General features: G+C 67.3%; 20 protein-coding genes. 14 read left to right on the top strand and 6 right to left on the bottom strand.

Annotation, left to right across the window (positions count from 1 at the left end):
* The first annotated feature begins 229 nt into the window (after nucleotides 1–229).
* From RVX_RS07260 to RVX_RS07205, 12 genes are all read left to right on the top strand, one after another.
* Nucleotides 230–1,654 (top strand): hypothetical protein, encoded by a 1,425-nt coding sequence (locus tag RVX_RS07260; RefSeq protein WP_420192426.1) that lies wholly within the window; start codon nucleotides 230–232, stop codon nucleotides 1,652–1,654.
* A 208-nt stretch (nucleotides 1,655–1,862) separates the two neighbouring features.
* Nucleotides 1,863–2,684, top strand: a complete 822-nt coding sequence (locus RVX_RS07255) for a hemolysin family protein (RefSeq protein WP_116305336.1) — start codon at nucleotides 1,863–1,865, stop codon at nucleotides 2,682–2,684.
* 273 nt (nucleotides 2,685–2,957) lie between these two features.
* The gene (gene lnt / locus RVX_RS07250) at nucleotides 2,958–4,529 is read left to right on the top strand and encodes an apolipoprotein N-acyltransferase (protein WP_116305335.1); all 1,572 of its coding nucleotides are present in this window, start codon (nucleotides 2,958–2,960) and stop codon (nucleotides 4,527–4,529) included.
* A gap of 83 nt (nucleotides 4,530–4,612) precedes the next feature.
* Nucleotides 4,613–5,744 (top strand): peptide chain release factor 2 gene (gene prfB / locus RVX_RS07245; protein ID WP_116305334.1). Its coding sequence is split into 2 segments (ribosomal slippage): nucleotides 4,613–4,687 and nucleotides 4,689–5,744, totalling 1,131 coding nucleotides; the frame shifts between segments, so codons are not numbered across the junction.
* Complete coding sequence (locus RVX_RS07240; RefSeq protein WP_116305333.1) at nucleotides 5,725–6,675, top strand: GGDEF domain-containing protein; 951 nt, start codon at nucleotides 5,725–5,727, stop codon at nucleotides 6,673–6,675. Before prfB ends, RVX_RS07240 begins: the two co-directional genes overlap by 20 nt.
* A 189-nt stretch (nucleotides 6,676–6,864) precedes the next feature.
* Nucleotides 6,865–7,683, top strand: a complete 819-nt coding sequence (locus tag RVX_RS07235) for a MinD/ParA family protein (protein WP_116305332.1) — start codon at nucleotides 6,865–6,867, stop codon at nucleotides 7,681–7,683.
* A 228-nt stretch (nucleotides 7,684–7,911) separates the two neighbouring features.
* Complete coding sequence (locus RVX_RS07230) at nucleotides 7,912–8,187, top strand: HU family DNA-binding protein (protein WP_007522175.1); 276 nt, start codon at nucleotides 7,912–7,914, stop codon at nucleotides 8,185–8,187.
* Between the two features lie 270 nt (nucleotides 8,188–8,457).
* Entirely contained in the window at nucleotides 8,458–8,781 is a 324-nt protein-coding gene (locus tag RVX_RS07225; RefSeq protein WP_147307513.1) for a hypothetical protein, read from the top strand.
* Nucleotides 8,782–8,820: 39 nt separating this feature from the next.
* The gene (locus RVX_RS07220) at nucleotides 8,821–9,540 is read left to right on the top strand and encodes a hypothetical protein (protein WP_116305330.1); all 720 of its coding nucleotides are present in this window, start codon (nucleotides 8,821–8,823) and stop codon (nucleotides 9,538–9,540) included.
* A gap of 51 nt (nucleotides 9,541–9,591) precedes the next feature.
* Nucleotides 9,592–10,440, top strand: a complete 849-nt coding sequence (dapF, locus tag RVX_RS07215) for a diaminopimelate epimerase (RefSeq protein WP_116305329.1) — start codon at nucleotides 9,592–9,594, stop codon at nucleotides 10,438–10,440.
* A 131-nt stretch (nucleotides 10,441–10,571) separates the two neighbouring features.
* Nucleotides 10,572–11,450: a 4-hydroxy-tetrahydrodipicolinate synthase gene (gene dapA / locus RVX_RS07210; protein ID WP_116305328.1), complete on the top strand. Its 879-nt coding sequence runs from the start codon at nucleotides 10,572–10,574 to the stop codon at nucleotides 11,448–11,450.
* Between the two features lie 525 nt (nucleotides 11,451–11,975).
* Nucleotides 11,976–14,285: a methyl-accepting chemotaxis protein gene (locus RVX_RS07205; RefSeq protein ID WP_116305327.1), complete on the top strand. Its 2,310-nt coding sequence runs from the start codon at nucleotides 11,976–11,978 to the stop codon at nucleotides 14,283–14,285.
* Between the two features lie 392 nt (nucleotides 14,286–14,677).
* On the opposite strand, the gene RVX_RS07200 is transcribed toward RVX_RS07205, so the two are convergent.
* The 6 genes from RVX_RS07200 to RVX_RS07175 form a co-directional block, all read right to left on the bottom strand.
* Complete coding sequence (locus tag RVX_RS07200) at nucleotides 14,678–15,412, bottom strand: cyclase family protein (protein ID WP_116305326.1); 735 nt, start codon at nucleotides 15,410–15,412, stop codon at nucleotides 14,678–14,680.
* Nucleotides 15,397–16,851, bottom strand: coding sequence for an aspartate ammonia-lyase (locus RVX_RS07195; protein WP_116305325.1), 1,455 nt, complete (start codon nucleotides 16,849–16,851; stop codon nucleotides 15,397–15,399). Before RVX_RS07195 ends, RVX_RS07200 begins: the two co-directional genes overlap by 16 nt.
* Before the next feature lie 362 nt (nucleotides 16,852–17,213).
* Nucleotides 17,214–17,750: a peptidylprolyl isomerase gene (locus RVX_RS07190; RefSeq protein WP_230404459.1), complete on the bottom strand. Its 537-nt coding sequence runs from the start codon at nucleotides 17,748–17,750 to the stop codon at nucleotides 17,214–17,216.
* Nucleotides 17,751–18,211: 461 nt separating this feature from the next.
* Nucleotides 18,212–20,800, bottom strand: a complete 2,589-nt coding sequence (gene clpB, locus RVX_RS07185; RefSeq protein ID WP_116305323.1) for an ATP-dependent chaperone ClpB — start codon at nucleotides 20,798–20,800, stop codon at nucleotides 18,212–18,214.
* Between the two features lie 147 nt (nucleotides 20,801–20,947).
* Nucleotides 20,948–21,286, bottom strand: coding sequence for a chaperone modulator CbpM (locus tag RVX_RS07180; RefSeq protein WP_116305322.1), 339 nt, complete (start codon nucleotides 21,284–21,286; stop codon nucleotides 20,948–20,950).
* An 87-nt stretch (nucleotides 21,287–21,373) separates the two neighbouring features.
* The gene (locus RVX_RS07175; protein ID WP_116305321.1) at nucleotides 21,374–22,318 is read right to left on the bottom strand and encodes a DnaJ C-terminal domain-containing protein; all 945 of its coding nucleotides are present in this window, start codon (nucleotides 22,316–22,318) and stop codon (nucleotides 21,374–21,376) included.
* A gap of 363 nt (nucleotides 22,319–22,681) precedes the next feature.
* Between RVX_RS07175 and RVX_RS07170 the strand changes: the two genes are divergently transcribed.
* Complete coding sequence (locus RVX_RS07170) at nucleotides 22,682–23,842, top strand: polysaccharide deacetylase family protein (RefSeq protein ID WP_172596541.1); 1,161 nt, start codon at nucleotides 22,682–22,684, stop codon at nucleotides 23,840–23,842.
* Between the two features lie 618 nt (nucleotides 23,843–24,460).
* On the top strand, nucleotides 24,461–26,206 hold the full coding sequence (locus RVX_RS07165) for an autotransporter outer membrane beta-barrel domain-containing protein (RefSeq protein WP_230404457.1): 1,746 nt from the start codon (nucleotides 24,461–24,463) through the stop codon (nucleotides 26,204–26,206).
* Nucleotides 26,207–26,428: the final 222 nt, after the last annotated feature.

The following is a 26,428-nucleotide window of genomic DNA, read 5'->3' as shown; positions in this document are numbered from 1 at the left end:
CGCTCGGGGCGCGGCGTGCCGCGCCCGTTGCCGGGTGCCGCACCCTCGTCCCTTCCCTCTTCCCCCTTCGCCTCGCGCCCCGCGTTCCGCCCGCACGACGCCCAAGCTCTAACGTTCCGCCTGTTGCGACGAAGGCCGTTTGCGGCTACCGTCCAAGATGCGTCCGTCCGGGTTCGCACGCCGCCTGCCGCGCACCCTACGGCGTACACCAACAGTCCGGGGCATCATCATGAACAGCGCCGCACCGTTCCTGTCGGACTTCGTCTTCAACGGTCTTGCCCGCACCCTTGCCGAAGCCTTCCTCCTCGGCCTTCCCGCTTCCCCGCATGCCTTCCCTCTTCCGGGCGCGGCCAGTTTCCTGGCCGATATTTCGCGCCACTTCGGCGACTACCAGTCCGATTTTTCGCTGGTGCGCGAATTCATGCTCATCGTGGCGGCCGTGGCCGCGCTGCTGGCGGCGGTGCTGCTTATCGGCGGACTGCGCCAGCGAGGCCAGCGCTACACCCCCGAAGGCTGGGTGAACGACCCGCACGTGATCCGCGAACTGTTCGAGGCCGCCATCCTGCAACGCGGCCGCTTCGAGATGCAGTTCCACGGCCCCACGGGTCGCCGCTCCACCTACTGCACCGCCGTGTCGGTGTCGCGCTCGGACCTGACGCTGGAATGTTCGCTGTTGCGCACCGTGCCGGAATCGTGGAAGGGCCGCGAGGTGGACTGCTACTTCCGCACCCAGCAGAAGCGCATCCAGATCTACTACCAGTTCACCACGAAAATCATCGGGGCGCACCGTGCGCCCTCCGCCAACCGCGACGCGCCCCGCAGCCCCGGCGGCGATGCCGATTCGGTCTGGCTGGTGGACCTGGCCCTGCCGGAAAAGCTGGAACGGCGGCAGAAGCGGGCCTTCCTGCGGCTGGACGTGCCGCGCCACCTGGTGCTGGGCCTTGCCGCATGGCCCATGGGGCCGGACACGCCAGCCCCTGCCGATGGCCGCAGGCTGGGCACGCCGCTGCTGGCCCTGCCCGACGCCACCACCCTGAACAGCTTCACCGCGCATCGGGCCGGACTTTCCGGCGAGACCGCCCTGCCCGAAGACTTCGACACCGTGCCAGTCGACGACCCCGCCCACGACGCGCCGCCAGCACGGGACCTCCCCCCGTCCCACTCCCCGCCGCACCCCACGGAGCCCCCGGCGTCCTGCGCCCCCGCTGCCCCCGCTGCCCCCGCTGCCAAAGACGACATCCCCCCCATTTTTCCCGACATCACCACCGCGCTGCCCGTGGGCCTGCTGAACCTTTCCGGCGGGGGGCTGCGCCTGCTGGCGCCGCGCGCCACGGCCCGCTCCGCCACGGCGCGGGGCATGAGCCTGGACGTGGGCGGGCGCTTCGCCGCCCTGCTGGAACTGTACGACCCACAGCACGACCGCAGCCTGGGCTTCTGGCTGCATTGCCGCATTCAGAACCGCTTCGTGGCCTTTGAAACGCGCGACGTGGAACTGGGCGCGCAGGTGCTGGCCTGGGGCCAGGCCCGCCCCGACGCCCCGCACATGGCCGACTGGAAGCCCCTGTCCGACGAGGGCGAGGCGGAACCCCTCGGCAACTGGGTAATCCGCCGCCACCTTGAGCTTTACAGGGAAAGCGGGAGCGATGTAGTGTGACGCCGGACCGCAAGCGCCCGTGCCCGCTGGCAACCCCCGCCTGACCACGCGCCGCTCCGCGCCCCCGCCGTGCACGGCGGGCCGCGGGCATCACCACCGGGTCATGCATGGGGTTCCGGCATGCCGTGCGCGGCGGCGCATCCGCCAGCCGCCGGTGGCGAATACCGCCCCGCCCCACGGCGACGTCACCACAACACAGGAGCCCCCTTTGGACGGAGAATCGGGCAGTCCCATCTGGTCGCGCATCACGCGGCTGTTCCATGGCCGCACCAACGACTCGGTGGAACAGGCCATCATCGAGGCCCGCGAAGACGGCGAACTGGACGCCGACGAAGGCTCGATGCTGCTGAACATCCTGAGCCTCGACGACACGCAGGTCCAGGACATCATGACCCCCCGCACCGACATCGACTGCGTCGAGGTGGACAACCCCCTGGGGGAAGTCATCGAGCGCATCGTCGCTTCCGGGCATTCGCGCATCCCCATCTACCGCGACAACCGCGACAACATCGTGGGCGTGGTCTACGCCAAGGATCTGCTGCGCTGCTTCGTCGACCCCGCCGGATGCGGAACTCCGGTGGCTGACCTGATGCGCGAGCCGTACTTCGTGCCCGAGACCAAAAACGTCTACGAACTGCTCCAGGAATTCCGCAGCCGCAAGAACCACATGGCCATCGTGCTCGACGAGTACGGCGGCACCTCTGGCCTCGTGACCATCGAGGACGTGCTGGAGGTCATCGTGGGCGACATCGAGGACGAGCACGATGCCCCGCGCGACGAGGACATCGTGGTGCTGGACGGCGATAACTACCAGCTTTCCGGGCGCGCCCTGCTGGAAGACCTGGAAGAACTGGGCATCAGCCTTGCCTCGGACGAGGTGGACACCATCGGCGGCTACCTCAGCATGCTGGCGGGCCACGTGCCCCAGGCGGGCGAGGCCTTCGATCTGGCCGGACGCCGCTTCGAGGTGGTGGAGGCCGACGCCAAGCAGATCCGCACGGTGCGCGTGGGGCCCATCGCGGCCGCATAGCCGGTTCCCTGTTCCCCGGCCCCGCCCTTACCCGGCTGCCCGTTCACCGGTCCTCTATTCACGGGCCTGCCGTTCACGACCTGCCCCGGCGGCATGGCCGGGCGGTTTCCCACCCCCGCCGTACAGCCTCCGCTGCCGCCCCGATGCGGCCCGGCTTGGCTCATGGCGCGGCACGACGCGTCACGGCGCGGCGCGGCACGACGGACACACGCAACACATCCGTCACCGTGCCGTGCTTGACTTTTCCCCTCCCAGGGGTTTTCACCTCCGCTTATGCGCAACGCACTCTGCATCCTTCTCGGCGCGGCGGGTCTGTGGCTGGGCTTTCCGAACCCGGTGGTCCAACTGCCGCTTCTCGCCCTTGCCTACCCCCTTGCCCTGCTGTTGCTGGGCCTTGGCGCGCCGGGCCGCTGGCCCGCCTTTCGCGTGGGCTGGCTTACCGGCATCGCCGGTTCCTCGGCCTGCCTGTACTGGCTGGCCCTGCCCGTGCACGAATACGGCCAGTTGCCCTGGGCGCTGGCCGTGCCGTGCGCCGTGGCCATCGGCGCGTACGTGGGCCTGTACGCCGGGCAGTTCTGCCTTCTGGCGCACCTGACGCGCGACCGGCTCACCCCCTTCCGGCGCGGACTGTTCCTGGGCTGCGCCTGGCTGCTGCTGGAAATGCTGCGCGGGGTGTTCCTTACCGGCTTTCCGTGGCTTGTTCTTTCCGCCGCCTTCGCCCCGTGGCCCGTGGCCGTGCAGGGGGCGTCGCTGGTGGGGGCCTACGGCCTTTCCGGCCTGCTGGTGGCCGTGGTGTGCTGGGCCATGGGGGCCATGGCCCCGGAATGCGGCCTGCACTGCCCCGGCGCGCGCCGTTCCGTGACGCCCTCTTCGCTGGCCCAGACCCTGGCCTGCGCCCTGGGGGCCTCGCTGGTGGCGTTCGGCCTGGTGGGCTATGGCGCGTACACCCTGTCGCGCGGCCTGCCCAAGGATGGCGAGCCCTTCCGGGTGGCGCTGGTGCAGGGCAACATCGACCAGGACCAGAAGTGGGAGCCCGCCTTCCAGCGGGCCACGGTGGAGCGCTACCTTTCGCTGAGCAAGGACGCCGTGTCCGCCGGGCACCCCGCCTTCATCGTGTGGCCGGAAACGGCCATGCCCTTCTACTTCCAGGAACACAAGGAATTCGGCCCGGCCATCCGCGCCTTTGCCGCCGCCAACCGCACGCCTGTGCTCATCGGCACGCCCGGTTACGTCAACGCCCCCGTGAAGCGCGGCTTTCTGCTGTACAACCGCGCCATGCTGGTGGACGAGGCGGGCGGCGACGCCGGGCACTACGACAAGGAGCACCTTGTCCCCTTCGGCGAATACGCCCCCCCCGGCCTGGACATGCCCTTCCTGGAAACCCTGATGCAGGGCGTGGGCGACTTCACCCCCGGAGCCGCCGTTGCCCCGCTGCGTCTCGGCAACCTTGCGCTGGGCATACTCATTTGCTATGAAACTATTTTTCCGGAACTGGCCCAGCAACGCGTTGCCGACGGGGCCAACGTTCTGGTGAACATCAGCAACGATGCGTGGTTCGGCACCACGGCGGCCCCGGAACAGCACCTGCAGCTCTCTGTGCTTCGGGCCGTGGAACAGGGACGTTACGTGCTGCGCGGCACCAACACCGGCATCTCGGCCATCATCGACCCGCAGGGGCGCATCGCCGAGCGCGGCGGCCTGTTCCGGGCCGAGGTGATCGGCGGCATGGCCACGGCCCGCGCGGAAACCACCGTGTTCCACCGGGTACACCACCTGGTGTGGCCCGTGGCCCTGGGCCTTGCGGCCGCCGCGCTGCTGCTGCCCACTCGCCGCCGCCGGGCCTGAGCAGAGCGCCGGGCACAACCGCCCGCCCCGCAACGGCCCATCCCGTTCATCACGCACAACCCCGCAACAGACACACCACCCACATGCTTCAGCTTGCCGAATTGCGCGCGCGCAGCGCCGCCCTCATCGACCAGTACGCCACCCTCTGGGGGCGTCTTTGACCTTGCGGGCAACCGCAACCGCCTCGACGAAATCGAACGCCAGCTTTCCAGCCCCGACGCCTGGAACAACCCCGAAAAGCTTACCCCCGTCCTGCAGGAAAAAAGCCAGCTGGAAGGCGAGATAACGCGCCTGGAGCGCCTGGAAACCTGCCGCCGCGACGTCACCGAATGGCTGACCCTGGCGGAGGAAGAGGACGCCACGGGCGAACCCGGCCAGGAGGCCCTGGAATCGCTGGCCGAACAGGTTGCCGCGCTGGAAAGCCTGCTGCAGGAGACGGAGATGAACCTGCTCCTCTCCGGCAAGGAAGACCGCCTGGCCGCCATCGTGGAAATCCATCCCGGCGCGGGCGGCACCGAGGCCCAGGACTGGGCAGAGATGCTGGTGCGCATGTACCTGCGCTGGGCCGACACCCACGACATCAAGGCGGAATACCTCGACTATCTCGCGGGCGACGAGGCGGGCGTGAAGAGCGTCACCCTGCGCATGGCCGGGCCCAACGCCTACGGTCTGCTCAAGGGCGAAAAGGGCATCCACCGGCTCATCCGCATCTCGCCGTTCGATTCATCCGGCCGCCGCCACACCTCGTTCGCCTCGGTGGACGTGATCCCCGACGTGGGCCAGGAAATCACCGTGGACATCAAGGATACGGACCTGCGCATCGACATCTTCCGCTCCAGCGGCCCCGGCGGCCAGAGCGTGAACACCACCAGTTCGGCCGTGCGCATCACCCACCTGCCCACGGGCATTTCGGCGCAGTGCCAGAACGAAAAGTCGCAGCACAGCAACCGCGACACGGCCATGCAGATATTGCGGGCGCGCCTGTACGAACTGGAACTGCGCAGGCTGGAAGAAGAGAAGAAGGCCCAGTACGCGGGCAAGGACGCCATCGGCTTCGGCAGCCAGATCCGCACCTACACGCTGCAGCCGTACCGCCTCGTCAAGGACCACCGCACCAATACGGAAATAGGCGATGTCGAGGCCGTGCTGGACGGCCGCATTGATCAGCTCCTGCGGGACTACCTGCTGTACCTCCATGGCCAGAAGACCAACTGACGCCGCTCCCCCCGGAGATTCGGGCGATTCCGCACAAGCCTCCCAGCCCGCCCAGTCCTCTCAATCTGGGCAGTTGCCGGGGGAGTTGGACGCCCTGCGCCGGGCGCTGGCCAAAGAGGCCGCCCGCGTCGCCCGTGCGCCCGAGGGCACAGATTCCGGGACGGAACGGCGGGACCTGACCGACGACGGCCCGCTGCTGGCCGTGGCCCGTCTGTTTCCCGGCATGACCCGGCACCGCTGGCTGGCCCTGGCCGAAGAACACGGCCTGCGTGAATGGTTCGCCATCGAACTCGACAAGAGCTCGAACTTCAATTTGCGCGAACTGCAAAAGGCCGTGGAAGAACTGGCCCACCAGCGCGACCATGATCCGCTCACCGGCCTGATGAACCGCCGGGCCTTCCTGCGCCAGGTGGAACTGGAACTCCAGCGCGTGCACCGGGGCGGCGCGGAACTCAGCCTGGCCATGGTGGACCTGGACGACTTCAAGCGCATCAACGACACCTGGGGCCACGCCTGCGGCGACCTTGTGCTGCGCCGCATGGCCGACGTGCTGCGCGACGCCACCCGCGCCTATGACGTGGCGGGCCGCATCGGCGGCGAGGAATTCGTGCTGCTGCTGCCGGGGGCTTCGCCCATGCGCGCCCAGGCCCTGCTGGAACGCCTGCTGCAACAGATGCGGGAAGAAGCCTTCGAGTGCCGGGGCGAGACCTTCCGGGTCACCTTTTCCGCGGGCATCGCAGGGTGCAAGGGCGCCACGGTGTGCCGGGCGGAAGAGCTGCTCGACCGGGCGGACAAGGCCCTGTACGAGGCCAAGAACTCGGGCAAGGCCCGCGTGCGGGTGCACCGGCTGCCGGGCGTGCCCGACTATGACCGTTCCACCATGGTGCAGTCGGACGAGAAGCAGTTTCTTTTTTCAGGCAACGACGACTAGGGGCTCCACCCCAATTGTCCTTTTGCCCGTTGGCTGCGTCAAGCTTCCCCCGCCATGTCGGTCGAATACAACAAGAGTATACTCCCTCATGGCAGGCTCACTTTCCTTGCCAACGAACAAAAATCCTAATTGGGAGGCAGCCCCTTAGGGCAATTTGGCTCCCCACGGGGCCGCATCCACGGACGGAACATGACGCAGAACACCACACTCAGCGTTTCCATACTCAGCGGCAAGGGCGGCGTGGGCAAGACCAACATCGCCCTCAACCTCGGCTACTGCCTGTATCGCGGCGGGCACCCCCTGCTGCTCATGGACTGCGACCTCGGGCTGGCCAACCTGGACGTGCTGCTGGGCATCGCGCCCGACAGGAACATGCAGGACCTTCTGGACAGCGATGCGGCCCCTCGCGACATCGCCGTGCCCATCGAACAGGGCGGATTCGATTTCCTGCCCGCCGCCTCGGGCGTGCCCGAACTGGTGGAAATGGACGGGGACATGCGCGCCCTGCTGGTCCGCAAGCTGGAGCCGCTGTTCGCCGCCTACGACTTCCTGTTCCTGGACCTTGGCGCGGGCATCAACCCCACGGTGCTGGCCTTCGCGGCCATGACCCAGTTGCGCATCGTCATCGTGACGCCGGAACCCACCTCGCTCACCGACAGCTACGCGTTGATGAAGGTGCTTTCCACGCAGCACGGGGTGCGCGACTTCTTCGTCATCGTGAACCAGGCGGAATCGCGCAAGGAAGAAACCCAGACCTTCGAGCGCCTGGCCGCCGCCTGCCGCAAGTTCCTGGACATAGAGCCGCAGTTCCTGGGCGGCGTGCGCCTGGACAAGGCCCTGCCGGACGCTGTGCGCAAGCAGAAGCCGTTGATGCGCGTTGCGCCGCAATCTCCCGCCGCGCAAGACCTTTTTTCCATCGCGGTCAAACTGCAACGCATGCGATCCGCACTGCTGCCGGAACTGGCGGACAAGCACCCCTTGCGCGCCCTTGCGGAAGAGCCATATTAACCCCTTGAAACCTTGACCATCTTCGGCCATAGTGCGTTCATCGTCTTTGGAGTTGCCCCCCACCCTTCCCCTACCTTGCGGGCAGGAAATCCGGGCAAGGCGCACCGGTTCCATCCGGCGGCAAGCCCCGCGCGCCCCGCGTGACGATTCGACGTTTTCCGGCCGCCGTCTTCCCGCAGACGTTTTTCGGGGCGGAACGAACCGCACCGCCGCACCACGGAGGATTCCATGAACAAGAGCGAACTCATCAAGACGCTGTCCGAAGAGACGAACATCCCCATCGAGGAAGCCGCCATGGTCGTGAACACCTTCGTGGACAGCATGAAGGACGCGCTGACTGATGGAGACCGCGTGGAAATCCGCGGCTTCGGCAGCTTCAAGGTCAAGGACTACGGCGGCTACTCCGGCCGCAACCCCAAGACCGGCGACATGGTCGTGGTCGAGCCCAAACGCCTGCCCTTCTTCCGCGCCGGGAAGGAACTTAAAGAATTCCTCAACGACTAGGCGATGACCCTGCGATCATCGCCTGACGGCACGGCGGCACGGGCTCTCCGTGCCGCCGCCCCGGCGCTTCGCCCGTTTCCGTCCCCCCATTTCCAGCTTCGCCAGCCGCGCCCGCACAGGGATGCGGCGTGGGTTGTCTGTTGCCTTGCGGCAACGGCGCTGTGCGTGCTGCTGGCCGCCTGCGCACGACCTGACGGCAGCGAAGGCCCGACAGCGCAGCAGCCCACCGCGACCACGCAGGCGACGCCCGCGAACGTGACAAATCCGGCCATGACGCGTGACGGGCTGCCCTCTGGCCTGCCCTTCGCCACGGCCGGTGAGCCCCGCGTGCATATGCCTGGGCTCCAGCCGTCGCCAGCTTCGCCAGTCTCACCAGTCCCGGCCACGGACAGCGCCGTCCCCAACGCCGACCCAAGCGCCGCGCAGCCCCAGACAGTCGCGCCGCGCAGCCTGGCAGACTTCGCCCTGCTGGGGCAGGGTGCGCCCCTGTCCGCCGAGGACGCCAGCGCCCGGGCCGACGCAACGCAAGGCCCCGTGCTGCGCATCCTGTACAACGCCAGCACCAGGGGCACGCTGCATCCCTGCCCCTCCTGAGGGGGCGGCACCTCTGGTGGGCTTGCCCGGCGGGCGAGCATGTTCAAGCAGTGGCGCGGGCAGGACGGCATTCCCACCCTGGTGCTGGCCGGGCCCGATGAATTTCCGGCCGACGTGGGCGAGGACGCCGAAGGCCGCCTGGCCCCCATGGTGCGCAAGGCCTACGACCTGCTGCGCGTGGACGACGGCTACCTTTCCGGCGCTGCCGCCGCCTGGTTCCGCAAGCACGCGAACGACGCGCCCGCAGGATTCCGCGAAGTGGGCGGCCAACCCGCAACGCGCATCCACGCCGTGGCCGGGCGCAAGGTGGCCGTGGTCTTCCTGCCCGCGCTGCCGAAGCCGTGGGAAGACCCCACGCCCGCCATGGCCGCGCAGGCCGTACAGTCGGGGCTTGCCGCGCAGGAGCGCGCGGACCTCGTCATCGGCGTGGCCGCATGGGGCGGGCTTGGCGAGCGGCGCTACCTGGCCGAACTGGGGCAGGCCTTCCACATCCTGCTCGGCGGGGGCATCGGCACCGGGTTCGACGGGGTCGTGGACGGCGCGGCACCTTCGCTGCTATGGTCCCGGCCAGACATGGAGGGCCGCAGCGTCAACGTGGTGGACGTGCTGGTCTGGCCCGAACGGGCGCAAGGACGCCCGCAGCCCCGGCACTGGATCGTGGGCATGGATATTTCCGTCCGGCAGGTTCCCCTGAAGGACGCCGTGGAGCCGGACCCTGTCGTCGAGGCGGTCGTCGGCACGGTTCCCGCCGCGAGGTAGGCAGCGCAACGCGCGCCCGCCCGGCCCCGGCCAACACAAGGAGCACGCAGCATGAGCGGCAAGGCACGCACCGTACCCATACACAAGCTGCACGGGTGCGGGAACGACTTCGTATTCATCGACAACCGGGCGCTGCGCCTGCCCCTGGCGGCCATGCCCGACTGGGCCCGCGCGGTGTGCCGCCGCGCCTTCGGCGTGGGGGCCGACGGCCTCGTCTTTCTGGACGAGACGCCGAAGGACCGCGAAGGCGACTACATCTGGCACTTCTACAACGCCGACGGCTCGCGCGCCGAGATGTGCGGCAACGCATCGCGCTGCGCGGCGCTCCTTGCCGTGGAGCTGGGCTTTGCCGGACCGAAACACGTATTCGGCACCGACGCCGGGCTCATCCGCGCAGAGGCCGACGTGGCGGCGGGCATGGCCAAGGTGGAACTGACCCCGCCGCGCGACCTGGCCCTGGGCATCGAACTTGACCTTGGCCAGGGCCGCGAGATGGTGCACTTCGTGAACACCGGCGTGCCGCACGCCGTGGTGTTCCAGCGCGACGCCTCGGCCGTGGACGTGCGCACCCTTGGCGCTGCCCTGCGCCGCCACGCGCACTTCGCCCCGGCCGGGACCAACGCCAACTTCGCGCAGGTCATCGACCGCAGGAACATCCATCTGCGCACCTTCGAGCGCGGGGTGGAGGACGAAACCTACGCCTGCGGCACCGGCGCGGCGGCGGGAGCGTTCATCGCCCATGCGCTGGGGCTTACCGAATCCACGGTGAATGTCAGGAGTTCCGGCGGCGAAATCCTTGGCATATCCATAGAGGGCGGCTCGGTCTTCCTTTCCGGCAAGGCCGTGCGCGTCTTCTCGGGCGAAATGTTCCTGGAGGGGCTGGGGCTGGCCCTGGCGTAACGCACCCCGCCCGGCGGGCCCCCCTTGCATTGCCGCGCGTTCAGGCCGCGCGGGCGGCAGGGAAGGCGGCCATCCCGGGCGCGGCGTGCCGCAAGGCCGGGGCAGCAGGTACCCGGTCCAAAGGAGGCAACATGCAGTTTCAAGGCGCTTTCACCGCTCTCGTCACGCCGTTCCGCAACGGCGCCGTGGATGAGGAACGCTACCGTGCGTTCATCGAATGGCAGATCGAACAGGGCATCAACGGCCTTGTCCCCTGCGGCACCACGGGCGAATCGGCAACGCTCACCCACCAGGAGCACAAGGACGTCATCCGCATCTGCGTCGAGCAGGTGAAGGGCCGCGTGCCCGTGCTGGCGGGGGCCGGTTCCAACAACACCCGCGAGGCGGTGGAGCTTACCCGCTACGCCAAGCAGGCCGGCGCCGACGGCGCGCTGCTGATAACCCCGTACTACAACAAGCCCACCCAGGAAGGGCTGTACCAGCACTTCAAGGCCATCGCCGCCGAAGTGCCCATGCCCTTCATCGTGTACAACGTGCCGAGCCGCACGGGCACCAACCTGTGCCCGGAAACGCTGGCCCGCATGAAGCGCGACATTCCCGAGGTCATCGGCATCAAGGAAGCCACGGGCAACCTGATCCAGGTTTCCGAAATCATCGAGTACTGCGGCGCGGACTTCCAGGTGCTTTCGGGCGACGACTTCACCGTTCTGCCGCTGCTGGCGGTGGGCGGCTGCGGGGTCATTTCCGTGAGTTCCAACGTGGTGCCCGCCAAGATGGCCGAACTGTGCCGCGCCTTCTTCGAGGGCGACCTGGCCACCGCGCGCCGCGTGCACTACGAGCTTGCGTCCATCAACCGCGCCATGTTCCTGGAAACCAACCCCATCCCGGTCAAGACCGCCCTGTCCATGATGGGCAAGATGGAACTGGAGCTGCGTCTGCCCATGGTGCCGCTGCAACCGGCCAACCAGTCACGCCTGCGCGACATCCTTTCGGCGGCGGGCATCGTCTAGCCGCAGGGTCCGGCCTCGCGCCGGGCCTTGCCTGTCCACGCAACATCACGGGGGACGCCGCAAGGCGTCCCCCGTTCGTCCTTGCCGCAACGCGTCTTCCGCAAGCCCCACGCCGGACGGCAATTGCGCCCGGCGACGCCGCCTGCCCCATGCAACGCACTGCAACATGCCGCGCCATTTCGCCAAAACGCCTTCACTCCCACCGCAGGGTCCACGCAACGTCCCCCCACGCTCCCGCGCCCGACGTGAAACCGGCGCAAAACCGCTTGGCAGCGGACACGGTTCCGGCTAGCCTGTTGCATGAGCCCTCATGACGGCTGGCGCCCTCCGCGCCGCAGCGCCCTTCATGCGTCGCGTTCCGCCCCGGTGCATGAAGCCGGGGCGCGGACCGGCAGCGCCGATGCCGCGCGCACGTCACGCCGACACCACGCGGGCCGATTGACCCGGCGCCTCCGGCCTGCCTAAACAATGGCCGGAACGTGCCGATAAGCCTCGCACAAGACGCACCGCTTCCGGGAGTATCGCATGCGCTTCAAGAGCATCTCCACGCAGATCACCGTCCTTACCGGCGGACTGGTCATCTTCTTCATGTGCGCGTTCGTGTTCATCGCGTCCAAGACCGCCTACGACGGCATGCTGCGCACCGAGACGGCCAACATGGCCCAGGTGGGACAGCAGATAGAGAAGGCGGCGGAAGACTTCGTGACCGGCAACCTCACCGCCGTGCGCGGGCTTGCGCAGCAGAAGGCGCTGGCCAGCGGCATACTATACGGCAGCGCCAGCCTGGTCATGAAGGACCAGTTGCAGCAGACCCTGAAGGGCAACTCGCACTATGCCGCCATCCACGCTTACGACGCCACGGGCAAGGTGCTCGCGGGCTACACGGCGGACGGCCAGGATATGTCCGGCAAGCCGCTGGAAATGTCCGATGCGCTTGCCGCCACCGGCGCGGGCAGGGAATTCGTCGGCGCAACGCCCTTCAAGGGACCCAAGGGCGACGTGCTGTTCACCATCGCGGCTCCCGTGCTCAACGTCATGGGACAGTCGGGCGGCGGCATCGCCATCACCCTCAACTGGACGAGCTTCAGCGCCCGCTTCGTCGAAAGCGTGAAGTTCGGCCAGCAGGGCTACCCCTTCGTGCTCGACGCCAAGGGCAGGTTCATCTCGCACCCCAACAAGGATCTGCTGTTCTCCGACGCGACGAAGTACGATTTCGTCCGCACCGTCATGGCCCAGCAGACGACCCAGATCGAATACCCCTGGGACGGCAAGTCCAAGATTCTCGTCAGCCGCACCATGCCGCTCACCGGGTGGAAGATCTGTTCCTCCGCCTACGAGGACGACCTGGCCGGGGTGGCGCGCCAGCAGCGCATGCTGCTGGCGGTTGTGGGACTTGTGGCCATCATCGCCCTTACCGGCTCCATCGTGCTGCTGACCCGACGCGTCATCCTTGGCCCCATGAACCGCATCCGCGACTTCTCGGGACGCGTGGCCGGGGGCGACCTGCGCGCCATCATGGAAGGCGCGTACCGCTGCGAACTGGACGACCTGGCCCGCTCCATCCAGTCCATGGTGGCGGACCTGAAGGAGAAGCTGGGCTTCTCGCAGAGCGTACTGGAGGCCATGGTGGTGCCCGTGCTGATCGTGGACCGCGAGGAACGCACGGTGTTCACCAACAAGGCCTGCATGGACATGCTGGAAATCGACTCCGACCCCAAAACGCAATACGGCCGCACCCTGGCCGAGGTGTTCTACAACGACCCCGGCCGCAAGACCGCCGTGGGACGGGCCATGAACGAGAAGACCAGCATCACCAACCTCGAGGTGGTCATCACCGGCCACAAGGGCGGCAAGGTGGACGTGCTGGCCAACGTCACCTACCTGCAGGACCTGGACGGCAAGATCATCGGCGGGTTCTGCCTGTACATCGACACCACAGAGATGAAGCGCCAGGCCGCCATCATCACCCAGCAGAACGAACGCATCGCGCGGGCCTCGGCAGAGGCCGACGACGTGGCCTCGCAACTGGCCGCCGCCTCGGAAGAGCTTTCGGCGCAGATAGAGCAGTCCGCGCGCGGGTCGGACATCCAGCGTGAGCGCACGGCCGAGGCGGCCACCGCCATGGAACAGATGAACGCCTCCGTGCTCGAGGTGGCCCGCAACGCCGGGGGTGCCGCCGAGATGGCCGAAAAGGCCAAGACCCGCGCCCAGGAAGGGGCCGGGGTGGTGGACGGCTCGGTGCGCACCATCCAGCATGCCCATGAGCTTGCCTCGCACCTCAAGGCCGACATGGCCGAACTGGGCACCCAGGCCCAGGGCATCGGCCAGATCATGAACGTCATCGCCGACATCGCCGACCAGACCAACCTGCTGGCGCTCAACGCCGCCATCGAGGCGGCGCGGGCCGGGGACGCGGGGCGCGGTTTCGCCGTGGTGGCCGATGAGGTGCGCAAGCTGGCCGAAAAGACCATGACCGCCACCAACGAGGTGGGCAGCGCCATCCGGGGCATTCAGGAAAGCGCGCGCAAGAACATCGACAACACCGAAAAGGCCACCGCCGCCATCGAGGAAGGCACGGGCATGGCCCGCCGCTCGGGCGACGTGCTGCGCGAGATCGTGGGCCTTGTGGAAAGCACCGCCGACCAGGTGCGCTCCATCGCCACCGCCTCGGAACAGCAGTCCGCGGCCAGCGAGGAGATCAATCGCTCCACCGACGAGATCACCCGCATCGCCGCCGAAACGGCCGAGGCCATGCGCCACTCGTCGCAGGCGGTGGAGGACGTTTCGCGGCTGGCCTCGGATCTGAAGCGTGTCATTGGCGACATGCGCAGCTAGGGGCTGTCTCCAAATTGTCTTTTCGCCCGTTGGCTGACCGACCCGAAGGGCGCGAAGCGTGCCCGTTGGGCGAGCTTGCGAGCCCTACGGGCATCGTGCGCAACGCGGTCAAACTTCGCCTGCCATGTCGGTCGAATACGATAAGAGTACGCGTTGCGGTCGCTATCCGTAAGACTCGCGCTACGCGCTCGCCTAACGGCTACCGCACTCCCTCATGGCAGGCTAGTTTTCCTTGCCAACGAACGAAAATCCTAATTAGGAGACAGCCCCTAAAGAACGCAGGGGGACGCATCATCCCGCCGTTTCGCAGACACTGCAAGAATACAGGGGGAGGAACCGTGAGGTTCCTCCCCCTTCGACATGTTGCTGACGGCTGGCAAACCCCGATCGGCCTACGGAATGAACGCCGTCACCATCACCGGCGCGCCCGTGCCGCCGCGCAGCGGCAGCGGGGCCAGCAAGACGTGCGCCCCGGCGGCGGGCAGTCCATCCAGCGCGGCCAGACATTCCACCACCACCGCTCCGGCGGCCAGGGCCATGCGATTGCACAAAAATTCCCCGTCGTCGGGGGCATCCACGCCGTGGGTGTCAATGCCGATGCCCCGCGCCCCGCGCGCGTGCACCAGCAGGTGCACCGCATCCGGCGTGAACGAGGGGAACCGCATGGGCGGCGCGGTTCCGGGCCCGGCGCGCAGCGCCCCCCACTGGATTCCCATGAACCGTTCCGGCTCGTTCCACAGCCGGTGCCAGCCGGTATTGCACACGAACAGGCACCCGCGCGGAACGCGACCGTTGGCCGCCTCCCACGCCAGCACGTCGTCCGGCGCGCAGCGCGTGCCGGGGTCCGCCGCCGCCCGCGTACGCAGGTCCAGCACGGCCAGGGGCAGCAGCAGCGGCCACGGGGCCGCCGCGCGCACGTCCGCCCCGTCCGCCAGGAACGAGCCGGGCGCGTTGACGTGGGTGCCGCTGTGCTCGCCCATGGCGAAGGCGCGCAGGTCGTAGCCGTCTTCTTCACGGCAGGCCATTTCCAGAAAGGTCACCGGAGGGTCGCCCGGCCAGCGCGGCATGCCGGCGCCTATGGGATGACTCAGGTCCGCCAGGCGGGTGAACGTCAGGCCGTGGGACATGCGTCCCCCCCGCCCTGCCCGTTCGTGCCGTGCCGGTGGCCGCGCACGTCGCGCGGACCCAGCATCTTGGCCGGGTCCATCAGGTCGTCGTATTCCTCCGGCCGCATCAGGCCGCGCTCCACCAGCAGGTCGCGCGGGGTGCGCCCGGTGGCGCGGGCGTCCTTGACCACGGCGGCCGCCGCCTCGTAGCCGATGACCGGGGCCAGCGCCGTGACCATGCCCAGCGAGCCGTGCAGCAATTCCAGGCAGCGTTCGCGGTTGGCGGCAATGCCCTCCACGCAGCGCACCCGCAAGATGCGCGCAGCGCGCGTCAGGATTTCCAGCGACTGGAACAGGTTGCAGGCCATGATGGGGCCGAACACGTTCAGTTCCAGCTGCCCCGCCTCCGCCGCCAGGGTCACCGTAAGATCGTTGCCGATGACCTGCTGGCAGACCTGGTTGACCAGTTCCGGAATCACCGGGTTGACCTTGCCGGGCATGATGCTGGAGCCCGGCTGCACGGCGGGCAGGGATATCTCGCCAAGGCCGGTGAACGGCCCGGACGACAGCAGCCGCAGGTCGTTGCATATCTTGGAGAGCTTTACCGCCACGCGCTTGAGCAGGCCGGACAGGGTGACGTAGGCCCCCGCGTCGCTGGTGGCCTCCACCAGGTTGGGCGAAAGGGACAGCGGCAGCCCGGTGATGTCCGCCAGCCGGTCGCAGACCAGCGGCGCGTAGCCGGGCACGGTGTTGATGCCGGTGCCCACGGCCGTGGCCCCTATGTTCACCTCGCACAGCAGGCGGGTCACCTCGGTCAGGCGCTCGGTGTCCTCGCCCACGGTCACCCCGTAGGCCGCGAATTCCGCGCCCAGGGTGATGGGCACGGCGTCCTGCAACTGGGTGCGGGCCATCTTGATGACATCGGCGAACGCCTCGCCCTTGGCATGGAAGGCGTCGCGCAGTTCGCGCAGCGCGCCGCCAAGGTCGCGCGCGTACCACACCAGCGCAATGCGCAGCGCGGTGGGATACACGTCGTTGGTGGACTGCGAGAGGTTGACGTGGTTCAGCGGGCTGACCACGCCGTACTCGCCGCGCGCATGGCCCAGGAGCTCCAGCGCGCGGTTGGCGATGACCTCGTTGGCGTTCATGTTCACCGAGGTGCCCGCCCCGCCCTGGATCACGTCCACCACGAACTGGTCGTCGAAGCGGCCCGCGCGCACCTCGCGGCAGGCCTGCACGATGGCTTGCCCCACGCCGCCGTCCAGCAGGCCCAGTTCCATGTTGGCCAGCGCTGCGGCCTTCTTCACGGCGGCCAGCGCCTGCACGAAGCGCGGATGGCGGCCGATGGTCTGGCCGGTGACGTCGAAGTTCTCCAGCGCCCGCAGGGTCTGCACGCCGTAGTAGACATGCGCGGGCACCTTGCGTTCGCCAAGGCTGTCGCGCTCGATGCGGTATTCCATGGATGTGGCGTCCTTGGGCAAGGGGTTCCGGGGTGAACGTGATGCGCCGCGCAATGGATGCCCTGGGCGAACCGTGCCGTCCTGAGCGGCGCGCGCATGGTGGACCATACCACCCTTGCCGCCGCCCGCCTATGGTCCGCCGGGATGGTCCATTGCGGTCCGATGGGTGACACTCCCGCCCGCCGTGACGGTCGCGGCCCGTTGCGGACCAGCCGTCGCGGAGCGGACACGCCGGGGGGGCGACTGTGGGCGGCTGGGGCTCGCCGGGACCATACGCGGTGCGCAACGCAAAACGATAGCGCCCCGTCACCCTTGCCGGGCGCGGGGCGCTGCCGATGCGCTCTTGTCCGTCGCGGAGCGAACTACTTCGCCGCCGGGGTCAGCACGGTGGCCTTCTTGATGACCACGGCCGTGGTGGGCACGTTCTCGAACGAACCCACGGTGGCGGTGCGCACCGCCTTGATCTTGTCGACCACGTCGGTGCCTTCGGTCACCTTGCCGAACACGGCATAGCCCCAGCCCTGCATGGTGGGGGCGCGGTGGTCGAGGAAGGCGTTGTCCTTCACGTTGATGAAGAACTGGGCGGTGGCGGAATGCGGAGCCATGGTGCGGGCCATGGCCACGGTGTACTTCTCGTTGCGCAGGCCGTTGTTGGCCTCGTTCTCGATGGGTTCGCGGGTGGGCTTTTCACGCATCTTCTCGTCGTAGCCGCCGCCCTGGATCATGAACCCGTCGATGACGCGGTGGAAAATGGTGCCGTCGTAGTGACCGGCCGCAACGTATTCACGAAAGTTGGCGGCGGACTTGGGGGCCTTTTCGTCATCCAGTTCGATGACGATGTCGCCCATGCTCGTTTCCAGCTTGATCACCGTGTGTCCCCTCTGTGCCGAAGCCGCCATGGCGGTTCCGTGACCTGCGAACGCGAAAAGGGCCGTTAGCGCGGCCAGCAGCAACCAACGCATGCTTTGCTCCGGGAGTGTGATAGTTGGATGGGCGAACCGCCCGTGCCGGTGCCATTACCAGAAGCGCCACCGCAGGGCAATCGGCATGGCGTACCAATGGGCGGAGGGTGCGCCATCTGCTATGGCAAGAGTAAGGGGCGCGCGGTTGCGGCGGTTTTCAAGGTACTCTTCAAAGGCGTCCTTGAATTTCCCACGAAATAGTACCGAGTACCTTTTGGTCACGCGGACCAAGGTCGTCCTTATTAAAAAGTTTGGGAGGAGCGGCAGCCGTTGCACGAGCGCCCCGCGCGAGTGCTTACGGATGGCGACAGCAACGCGGGGTTCGGGGAGGGAGACCCTTTCCAAAGGGTCCCCTCCCCGACGCATCTCTCTCAATATACGTTCAAAATTGCGACAGGTTACTCAAACGTCAGCTTGTCCAGCCGCACGCCAATGACCACGTGCTGCCCGTCCTTGAGGTCGCCCGAGATCAGGCGGCGGGCCAGCGGGGTTTCCACGTTGGTTTGCAGGTAGCGCCGCAGGGGCCGCGCCCCGTACACCGGGTCGTAGGCCGATTCGGCGATGAAGTCGCGCGCCGCATCGGAAAGATCCACGGTGATCTTGCGGTCGGCCAGACGCGCCCGCAGCCTGCCCAGCAACAGTTCCACGATGCGCCCGATCTGCTCGGGCAGCAGCGGGCGGAACATGACGATCTCGTCCACCCGGTTCAGGAACTCCGGCCGGAAGTGGCGGCGCATCTCGTCCATCACCCTGTCGCGCACGCCGGGGCGGAATTCGCCGCCCTCGGTGATGCCCTCCAACAGGTGCGCCGACCCGATGTTGGAGGTCATGATGATGATGGTGTTCTTGAAGTCCACGGTGCGGCCGTGGCTGTCGGTGAGCCGCCCGTCGTCCAGGATTTGCAGCAGCACGTTGAACACATCGGCGTGGGCCTTTTCTATCTCGTCGAACAGCACCACGCTGTACGGCTTGCGGCGCACGGCCTCGGTCAGCTGACCGCCCTCGTCGTAGCCCACGTAGCCGGGGGGCGCGCCGATGAGCCGGGCCACCGCGTGCTTCTCCATGTATTCGCTCATGTCGATGCGCACGATGTTGTCCTCGCTGTCGAACAGCGATTCCGCCAGCGTCTTGCACAGTTCGGTCTTGCCGACGCCCGTGGGGCCAAGGAAGATGAACGACCCGATGGGCCGCCCGGGGTCGGAAAGCCCGGCCCGGGCGCGCAGCACCGCTTCGGCCACGGCCTGCACGGCCTCGTCCTGTCCGATCACCCGCTCGTGCAGCACGTCGCCCAGGCGCAGCAGCTTCTCGCGTTCCGACTCCAGCAGCCGGGTGACGGGGATGCCGGTCCAGCGGGCCACAATTTCGGCCACGTCGTCGGGACGCACCTCTTCCTTCAGCAGGCGGTTCTCGTCGTCGCCGCGTTCGGCGTCGGCCAGCTTGCGCTCCAGTTCCAGCAGTTTGGAATACTTCAGTTCCGCCGCGCGGTTGAGGTCGTAGTTGCGTTCCGCCTCGTCGATGGCGAGGCGGGTGCGCTCGATCTCTTCCTTAACGTGGCGCACGGCGTCGATGGAGCCCTTTTCGCGCTCCCACTGGGCCAGCAGGGTGGCCTGGCTGGCGCGCAGGTCGGCCAGTTCGTTCTCCAGCCGTTCCAGCCGCTCGCGCGAGGCGGCGTCCGTCTCGCGGCGCAGGGCCTCGCGCTCGATTTCGAGCTGCATGACCTTGCGGTTCACCTCGTCCAGTTCGGCGGGCAGCGAGTCGATTTCGGTACGGATCAGCGCCGCCGCCTCGTCGATGAGGTCGATGGCCTTGTCCGGCAGCTGGCGGTCGGTGATGTAGCGGTGCGACAGGGTCACCGCCTCGACGATGGCCGAATCGCTGATGCGCACGCCGTGGTGCACCTCGAACCGCTCGCGCAGGCCGCGCAGGATGGAGATGGTGTCCTCCACCGTGGGCTCGTCCACCACCACCGGCTGGAAACGGCGTTCCAGGGCCGGGTCCTTCTCGATGTACTTGCGGTACTCGTCCAGCGTGGTCGCGCCGATGCAGTGCAGCTCGCCGCGCGCCAGCATGGGTTTCAGCAGGTTGCCGGCGTCCATGGCCCCGTCGCTCTTGCCCGCGCCCACGATGGTGTGCAGTTCGTCGATGAACATGAGGATGCGGCCTTCGGCCTTTTCCACTTCCTTCAGCACGGCCTTCAGCCGTTCCTCGAACTCGCCGCGGTACTTGGCCCCGGCGATGAGCGCGCCCATGTCCAGCGCGAACAGGCTGCGGTTTTTCAGCCCTTCCGGCACGTCGCCCTTCAGGATGCGGTGGGCGAGGCCCTCGACGATGGCCGTCTTGCCCACGCCCGCCTCGCCGATGAGCACGGGGTTGTTCTTGGTGCGCCGCGACAGGATGCGCACCACCCGGCGGATTTCCGCATCGCGCCCGATGACCGGGTCCAGCTTGCCCTTGCGGGCTTCTTCCACCAGGTCGCGCCCGTACTTCTGGAGCGCCTCGTAGGTGTCCTCCGGATTCTGCGAGGTAACGCGCTGCGCACCGCGCACGTCTTCAAGCACGGCCAGCAGCTTGTCCTGGGTCAGGCCGAACTCGCGGGCCACCTTGCCCATATCGGTTGCGGGCGGCTCTTCCAGAAAGGCACAGATAAGATGCTCCACGCTGACGTATTCGTCCTTGAGCCGCCTGGCGAAATCCTGCGCGCGCACCAGGGCCTGGTTCAGCCGCTGGGTGACGTAGATCTGGCCCTGCGCCGCGCCGGGGCCGCTAACGGCCGGGCGCTTCTGCAACGTGGCCTCGAGGGCTGCGGCAAAGGCGTCGGGCTTGTAGCCAGCCCGCTCCAGCAGGCGCGGCACCAGCCCCTGCTCCTGACGCACAAGGGCCAGCGCTGCGTGCTCCACGTCCACCTGCTGGTGCCCGAAGCGCACGGCCGTGGACTGGGCCTCGGCAATGGCCTGCTGCGACTTTTCGGTGAACTTGTTGATGTCCATATCTCTCATTCCCCCTTGCCCGGCAGGGCCGGGCCAAGAATACGGTGTGCCCTGGGCGGCGGCCTGCCCCCCGGTAAAAGCCGGGGGCGGCGCGCCCGAAGGCAGAAATTCCGTGATGGAGCGGCCAACCCGGCGCGGGGCGGCTCGCTACCGTTGCGCTTCCAGCTCCCGCACCCTGCGTTCCAGACGGTCGATGCGGTCCAGCAGGTCCACCACGATGGTCCCGCCAAGGCTGGACAGTTCAAAGTCGTCGCAGATGCGTTCCAGCTTGCGGGTGCGGTACACGTCCAACCGGCGGAACAGGTAGCCTTCGCCCGCCGTGCGGCGCGGTTCCAGCCAGCCCAGTTCGATCAGCTCACCCAGGCGGCTGGGGTGCACGCCGGATATTTGAAGGAATTCCGCCCAGGCGATGAATTCTGAACGGATGGGCAGTTCACCGCCCTGCGCAAGGTCGTATCCGTGGTCGTGTCGTTCGTCGGGGCACATCAGGCGTCACCTCCGGATGAAAATCGGGCCGTGTTGTTCCCGTGCCTGCCCTGTTCCGCGCCAGTCATGCTGTTTCCGGCTTCCGCGTCAGTCCCGCGCCCGGAACGCGGAGGTCCGGGCCAGTTCCTGCCACAGTTCCCGTTCGCGCTCCGTGGGTTCGCCCGGCGTGCGGATGCCTATGCGCACGTACTGGTCGCCGCGCGCCACGCCGCTGCCCAGACCCTTGCCGCGCAGCCGCAGCTTGCGCCCGCTGCACGCGCCGGGGGCAATGGTCATGTCCACATCGCCGTCCAGCGTGGGCACGCGCACCGTGGTCCCCAGCGCCGCCTCCCACGGGGCCAGTTGCAGGTCGTAGATCACGTTGTCGCCGTCCAGGGTGAATTGCGGATGCGGGGCCATGCGCACCTTCAGGTACAGGTCGCCCGCAGGGCCGCCGCCCATGCCGGGGTCGCCCTGGCCGGCCAGCCGAATGCGGGCCCCCTCGCGCACGCCGGCGGGTATGTTCACCTCCAGCGTCTTGGCGCCGCCACTGGCCTCGCGCAGGGACACAGCCTTGCGGCCGCCCCGGAAGGCTTCCTCCAGCGTCAGCGAAAACTCCGCCTCCACGTCGCGGCCGCGCCGCTGCCGGGCGGAAAAATTGCCGAACGGGTCCGGCCCGAAGCCGCCCTGCCCGCGCGCCCGCGCGCCGCCGCCGAACAGCGTCTCGAAGAAATCGCTGAACCCGGCCCCTTCAAAGCCGCGCCCACCGCCAAAGTCGAAGCGCATGTTCTCGAAGCCCGGCGCACCCTGAAACTGTTGTCCATGCTGCCAGTTGGGGCCAAGTTGATCGTAAAGCCGACGCTTCTCGTCGTCCTTGAGCACCTCGTAGGCTTCGTTGATTTCCTTGAAGCGTTCTTCCGCATTCTTGTCACCGGGATTGAGGTCCGGGTGATACTTGCGGGCAAGCTTCTTGTACGCCTTCGAGATGTCGTCGCGCGGGGTGGAACGCTCCACGCCCAGCAATTTGTAGTAGTCCTTGTATTCGACTGCCATCTCGCCTAGCTCTCCTTTATCGACGATACGTGCCGCAAACCTGCTGCCATTGTAGGATAATCCGGTGCGCCGTGGTGTCAAGCGGCGCAATGTCAAAAGACCGACACGACCGGCGTCGCACCGGCCCGCATCGCTTGGCCGGAGCAGAAATATCAGGCGGTGCCCCGCTGCCGCCAAGGCATCGCGAACCCGCGCCCCCCGCCAGCCGACGTATCGCCCCTCACGCCGCCCCACACTTCTCGCCCACCTCTCGACGGACGCCGCCCGCTGCGCTACACACGCCGGACAAGCCGCGCGACGGGCCACCCGGCAATGGCGCGCCCGACATCGTTCATCCTCAACCGGCCAAGCCACCGTCACCGCATGTCCGCACCCCGCCCCGCCGCAGCGTCCGCCTCATCTGGCCTGTCTGGCCTGTCTGGCCTGAAAAGCCTGCCCGTGCTGATGTACCACTACGTCAGTCGCAAGAAAAATCCCATCGCCGTCCACCCAGATACCTTCGAGGCCCACTGCCGCGCCATGCGCCGCGCCGGGTGGACCGGCATCGGGCTTGCCGAGGCCGAGGCGTATCTTCTGGGCCAGGCCCCGCTGCCGCCGCGCAGTGCGCTGATCACCTTCGACGACGGGTTTCTGGACAACTACGTGTACGCCTGGCCCATCCTGAAGCAGTACGGGCACAAGGGCGTCATTTTCGCCGTGACGGGCAGGCTGGAGCAGGGCACGCCGCGCCCCACCCTGGACGACGTGCGCGCGGGCCGCGTCCGCGAGGACGGGCTGCCCCGCGTGGACCAGCCCTACGTGCGCCACGCACTGGGCTTTGACGAGCGCAAGGACCTGTTCTGCAACTGGGACGAGGCGCGGCTGATGGAGGCCGATGGCACCATGGCCATCGCCGCCCATTCCCACTGGCACCACGCCGTGTTCGCCAAGCCGGAATACAAGGGATTTCACGCCCCCGGCCACCGCACGCGCACCTTCGACCGGGTGGACTTTCCCGTGCCGTGGGGGCTGCCCGCCTTTCCGCAGCGGCCCGCCCTGCTGCGCCGCGCCTTCGTGCCCGACCCGCAACTGGTGGACGCCATCCGCGGCCTTGTCCCGCAGGACAAGGCCGGGGCCTACGCCTTCTTTCAGGATTCCGGCAAGGTGCGAGAACTTGAAGCGTTGGCTGAAACCTTCACCGCCACGCCGGGCGGCCTTGGCGCGCACGAGTCCGATGCCGACCGCACCGCCCGCATGACCCGCGAACTGTCCGACTGCGCCGCCACCCTGGCCCGCGAACTGGGACACCCCGTGCGCTCGCTGTGCTGGCCGTGGGGCGCATACTGCGACGAGGCCCGCGACATCGCGCGGGCCCAGGGATTTTCCGTGTTTTTCGCCACCACCATGGGTGAAAACCTGCCCGGCAGCGCCGCCCACGTCCACCGCTTCAAGGCCAAGGACAAGCCCGGCTCGTGGCTGCTGCTGCGCCTGTTCCTGTACTCCCGCCCCTGGCTGGCCCGGCTGTACGCGAAGATGCGGCTGTAGGCACAGAAAGTTCTGGTGTGGAGTCTGCGACACATCCCATCTGCCTGATAATGGCACCGCAGCGTGCCGCCCGCCTCACGCCGGACCTACCGCAACGCCGGTCGTCTCCCCGATTTAAAGCCATGTGACGAACATATTGCAGGACAGATTGCAAGCTTGCTGAAGCAGTGCAGTGGTAAATCCGCCATATGAAGCGCCACTATCAAATTCTGACGCCCCACGACACCCCCATGCCCACGGCCTAAACTTGCAACCGATACGGGGCATGGCAGCCTTACATTCACTTTACATCTGCTTTGCATTTAGTTAACATACGTGTAGTTTAGATAACATCCGATAGAACCGAGCCGCAATCAATGCCCGATGCCAGCGCGTGCTGCACCGGGCATTCTTACGCCCGCAAATCACCAGAGGAAGCACCACACCACAGCATTACATCAGGGGGGAGTCATGTTTTTGTCCTTGCGCCAGGGGGGCCCACAGGCAAAAAAATCTCCACGGCGCGCACGCAGCCATTCCGCGCGCGCTGCGGCGGCGCTACTCTTTTTCGCGCTGCTCGCGCTGGCCGCACCAACACGGGCCGCCAACTCGGGCGGTGCCACCTTCGCCTTGCCGAGCATGCAATTCGCCAATCCCGGCTACGTTGGCGTCTATCGGCCCGACGCCTCTGACGCCACAGGCGGAAACGTCACCATCGACACCGGCATAACCGGCCCCATAATCGGCGGCTTCAGCGATGCCGGCAACGCCAATGGCAACAGTGTAACAGTAACCGGCGGCACACACACGGGAGAAGGGATATACGGCGGCTTCAGCGACGGTTCCGGCAGCGCCAGCAACAACATCGTAACCATCACCGGCGGCGCGATAAGCACCATGGTATTTGGGGGGTATTCTCAGGCTGGCACCGCCACCGGCAACACCCTGCGCATCTTCGGCACCCCCGACCTCCGCAATTCCGGCCTTGTTGGTGGTCGCTTCCATTGGGACGGCATGAGTGCTCTCCAGGACACCCGCACCGGCAACACGCTGGAAATCCACACCCTGAACCTTCAGACATCTGGTATCGATAATTTCCAGCACTTCCGCTTCTACCTGCCCGATACGGTCAGGGCGGGCGACACGGTGCTTACCGTGGATAACGGAGTTGTTATCGAGACGCCCTCCAGCGGCCCTTCCACCGCCCCGACCACCGTGGGCGTCGGCATCGTGGGCGGCGGAACCCCGCTGGCCGTCAACGACACCGTTACCCTCATCAAAAGCACCTCCTTTCTCTTCGCCGACACGGGCATGACCAACACCACAACGGGCATGGCGGGCATTTCCAGCCTCTACACCTTCGGCCTGGAAACAACCGTCAACAGCCTGTTGGCCCGTGTGACCAGCATCGAACAGACGGACGAAAGCGTGCGCAAATCCCCGTCCGAGGGCAAGGCGGCTGGCGTCGCCCTTGTGACGCAAGGCGCGGACCTTGCGGCCGGGCCGGGCATGGGCAACGCGCGCGCGGCAGCCGTCCTTGGCGCGGACAACATGGCGCAGGCTGGCTGGGCTGGCTTCGGGGCCACGTCCGGCGGCACATCCCGCTATGCAACCGGGTCTCATGTGGACGTGCAGAGCTTCTCGCTCATGACCGGTCTGGCCAAACGCCTGCCGGTAAGCGGCACCGACCTGCTTGTGGGGGCCTTCTTCGAAACAAGCGTCGGCTCCTACGACAGCCACAACGAAACGGCGGCGGGCGATAGCATCACGGCCCGGGGCGACAGCCGTTCCAACGGCGGCGGCCTGCTGGGCCGGGTGGAAGCCACCGACGGCATGGCGCGCGGGCTGTACGCAGAAGCAACGGTGCGCGCGGGCAGACTCAGTTCCGACTACAGGAGCGACGACCTGAACCCCACGCTGGGAGAGGCCGAATACGACATCAACGTCGCCTACTACGGCGCGCACGCTGGCGTGGGGTACATCTGGAACATCAGCGAACAGGCCTGGCTTGACCTGTACGGCAAGTACCTCTGGACGCACACCACGGGGGCGGACGTGCGCATACTGGGCGACCCGGTAACGTTCGACGACGTGGATTCGTACCGCACCCGCCTTGGGGCGCGCTTTGGCTATGCGCTGAACAAGTGCATCACGCCGTACACCGGCGCGGCATGGGAATACGAATTCGACGGCACGGCGCACAGCGTGGTGGCCGGGGTCGACGCACCCGCGCCAACCCTGAAGGGCGGCACGGGCGTGGGCGAGGCGGGCATTATCTGGAAACCCCTGCCAGACAGCGGCTTTTCGCTTGATCTGGGCGCACAGGGCTATACCGGCGTGCGCGAGGGCGTGGGGGGCAATCTGTCGCTGATGTACGAGTTCTGATATCCCCCTGATATCCGGCCTGACTGCGGCATGGCGGCTACCCGCTTACCGCTGCAGAAACGTTTGGCTTGAATTTCGCCCCAGGATACTGCATGCGGGCGATGATTGTTACGACTAACGCCTTATCGAACACGCTTTCCGTACAAATGCATGAGTGGGCGTATGCAGATGCATACGCCCACTCTTTCATCATCCTGCCGCCGCAGTCGTGTCGAACGGCCG

Origin of the sequence: Nitratidesulfovibrio sp. HK-II (assembly GCF_003402415.2) — a bacterium.
Classification (GTDB): domain Bacteria; phylum Desulfobacterota; class Desulfovibrionia; order Desulfovibrionales; family Desulfovibrionaceae; genus Cupidesulfovibrio.
Note: the sequence above shows the minus strand (reverse complement) of the source record. Positions and strands in the feature narration are given on the sequence as shown.

Excerpts from the sequence above, each read along its gene's own strand:
- RVX_RS07260 (WP_420192426.1), top strand. The coding sequence starts at position 230 with ATGAACAGCGCCGCACCGTTCCTGTCGGACTTCGTCTTCAACGGTCTT.
- lnt (WP_116305335.1), top strand. The coding sequence starts at position 2,958 with ATGCGCAACGCACTCTGCATCCTTCTCGGCGCGGCGGGTCTGTGGCTG.
- RVX_RS07240 (WP_116305333.1), top strand. The coding sequence starts at position 5,725 with ATGGCCAGAAGACCAACTGACGCCGCTCCCCCCGGAGATTCGGGCGAT.
- RVX_RS07235 (WP_116305332.1), top strand. The coding sequence starts at position 6,865 with ATGACGCAGAACACCACACTCAGCGTTTCCATACTCAGCGGCAAGGGC.
- RVX_RS07230 (WP_007522175.1), top strand. The coding sequence starts at position 7,912 with ATGAACAAGAGCGAACTCATCAAGACGCTGTCCGAAGAGACGAACATC.
- RVX_RS07225 (WP_147307513.1), top strand. The coding sequence starts at position 8,458 with ATGACGCGTGACGGGCTGCCCTCTGGCCTGCCCTTCGCCACGGCCGGT.
- RVX_RS07220 (WP_116305330.1), top strand. The coding sequence starts at position 8,821 with ATGTTCAAGCAGTGGCGCGGGCAGGACGGCATTCCCACCCTGGTGCTG.
- dapF (WP_116305329.1), top strand. The coding sequence starts at position 9,592 with ATGAGCGGCAAGGCACGCACCGTACCCATACACAAGCTGCACGGGTGC.
- dapA (WP_116305328.1), top strand. The coding sequence starts at position 10,572 with ATGCAGTTTCAAGGCGCTTTCACCGCTCTCGTCACGCCGTTCCGCAAC.
- RVX_RS07205 (WP_116305327.1), top strand. The coding sequence starts at position 11,976 with ATGCGCTTCAAGAGCATCTCCACGCAGATCACCGTCCTTACCGGCGGA.
- RVX_RS07200 (WP_116305326.1), bottom strand. The coding sequence starts at position 15,412 with ATGTCCCACGGCCTGACGTTCACCCGCCTGGCGGACCTGAGTCATCCC.
- RVX_RS07195 (WP_116305325.1), bottom strand. The coding sequence starts at position 16,851 with ATGGAATACCGCATCGAGCGCGACAGCCTTGGCGAACGCAAGGTGCCC.
- RVX_RS07190 (WP_230404459.1), bottom strand. The coding sequence starts at position 17,750 with ATGGCGGCTTCGGCACAGAGGGGACACACGGTGATCAAGCTGGAAACG.
- clpB (WP_116305323.1), bottom strand. The coding sequence starts at position 20,800 with ATGGACATCAACAAGTTCACCGAAAAGTCGCAGCAGGCCATTGCCGAG.
- RVX_RS07180 (WP_116305322.1), bottom strand. The coding sequence starts at position 21,286 with ATGTGCCCCGACGAACGACACGACCACGGATACGACCTTGCGCAGGGC.
- RVX_RS07175 (WP_116305321.1), bottom strand. The coding sequence starts at position 22,318 with ATGGCAGTCGAATACAAGGACTACTACAAATTGCTGGGCGTGGAGCGT.
- RVX_RS07170 (WP_172596541.1), top strand. The coding sequence starts at position 22,682 with ATGTCCGCACCCCGCCCCGCCGCAGCGTCCGCCTCATCTGGCCTGTCT.
- RVX_RS07165 (WP_230404457.1), top strand. The coding sequence starts at position 24,461 with ATGCAATTCGCCAATCCCGGCTACGTTGGCGTCTATCGGCCCGACGCC.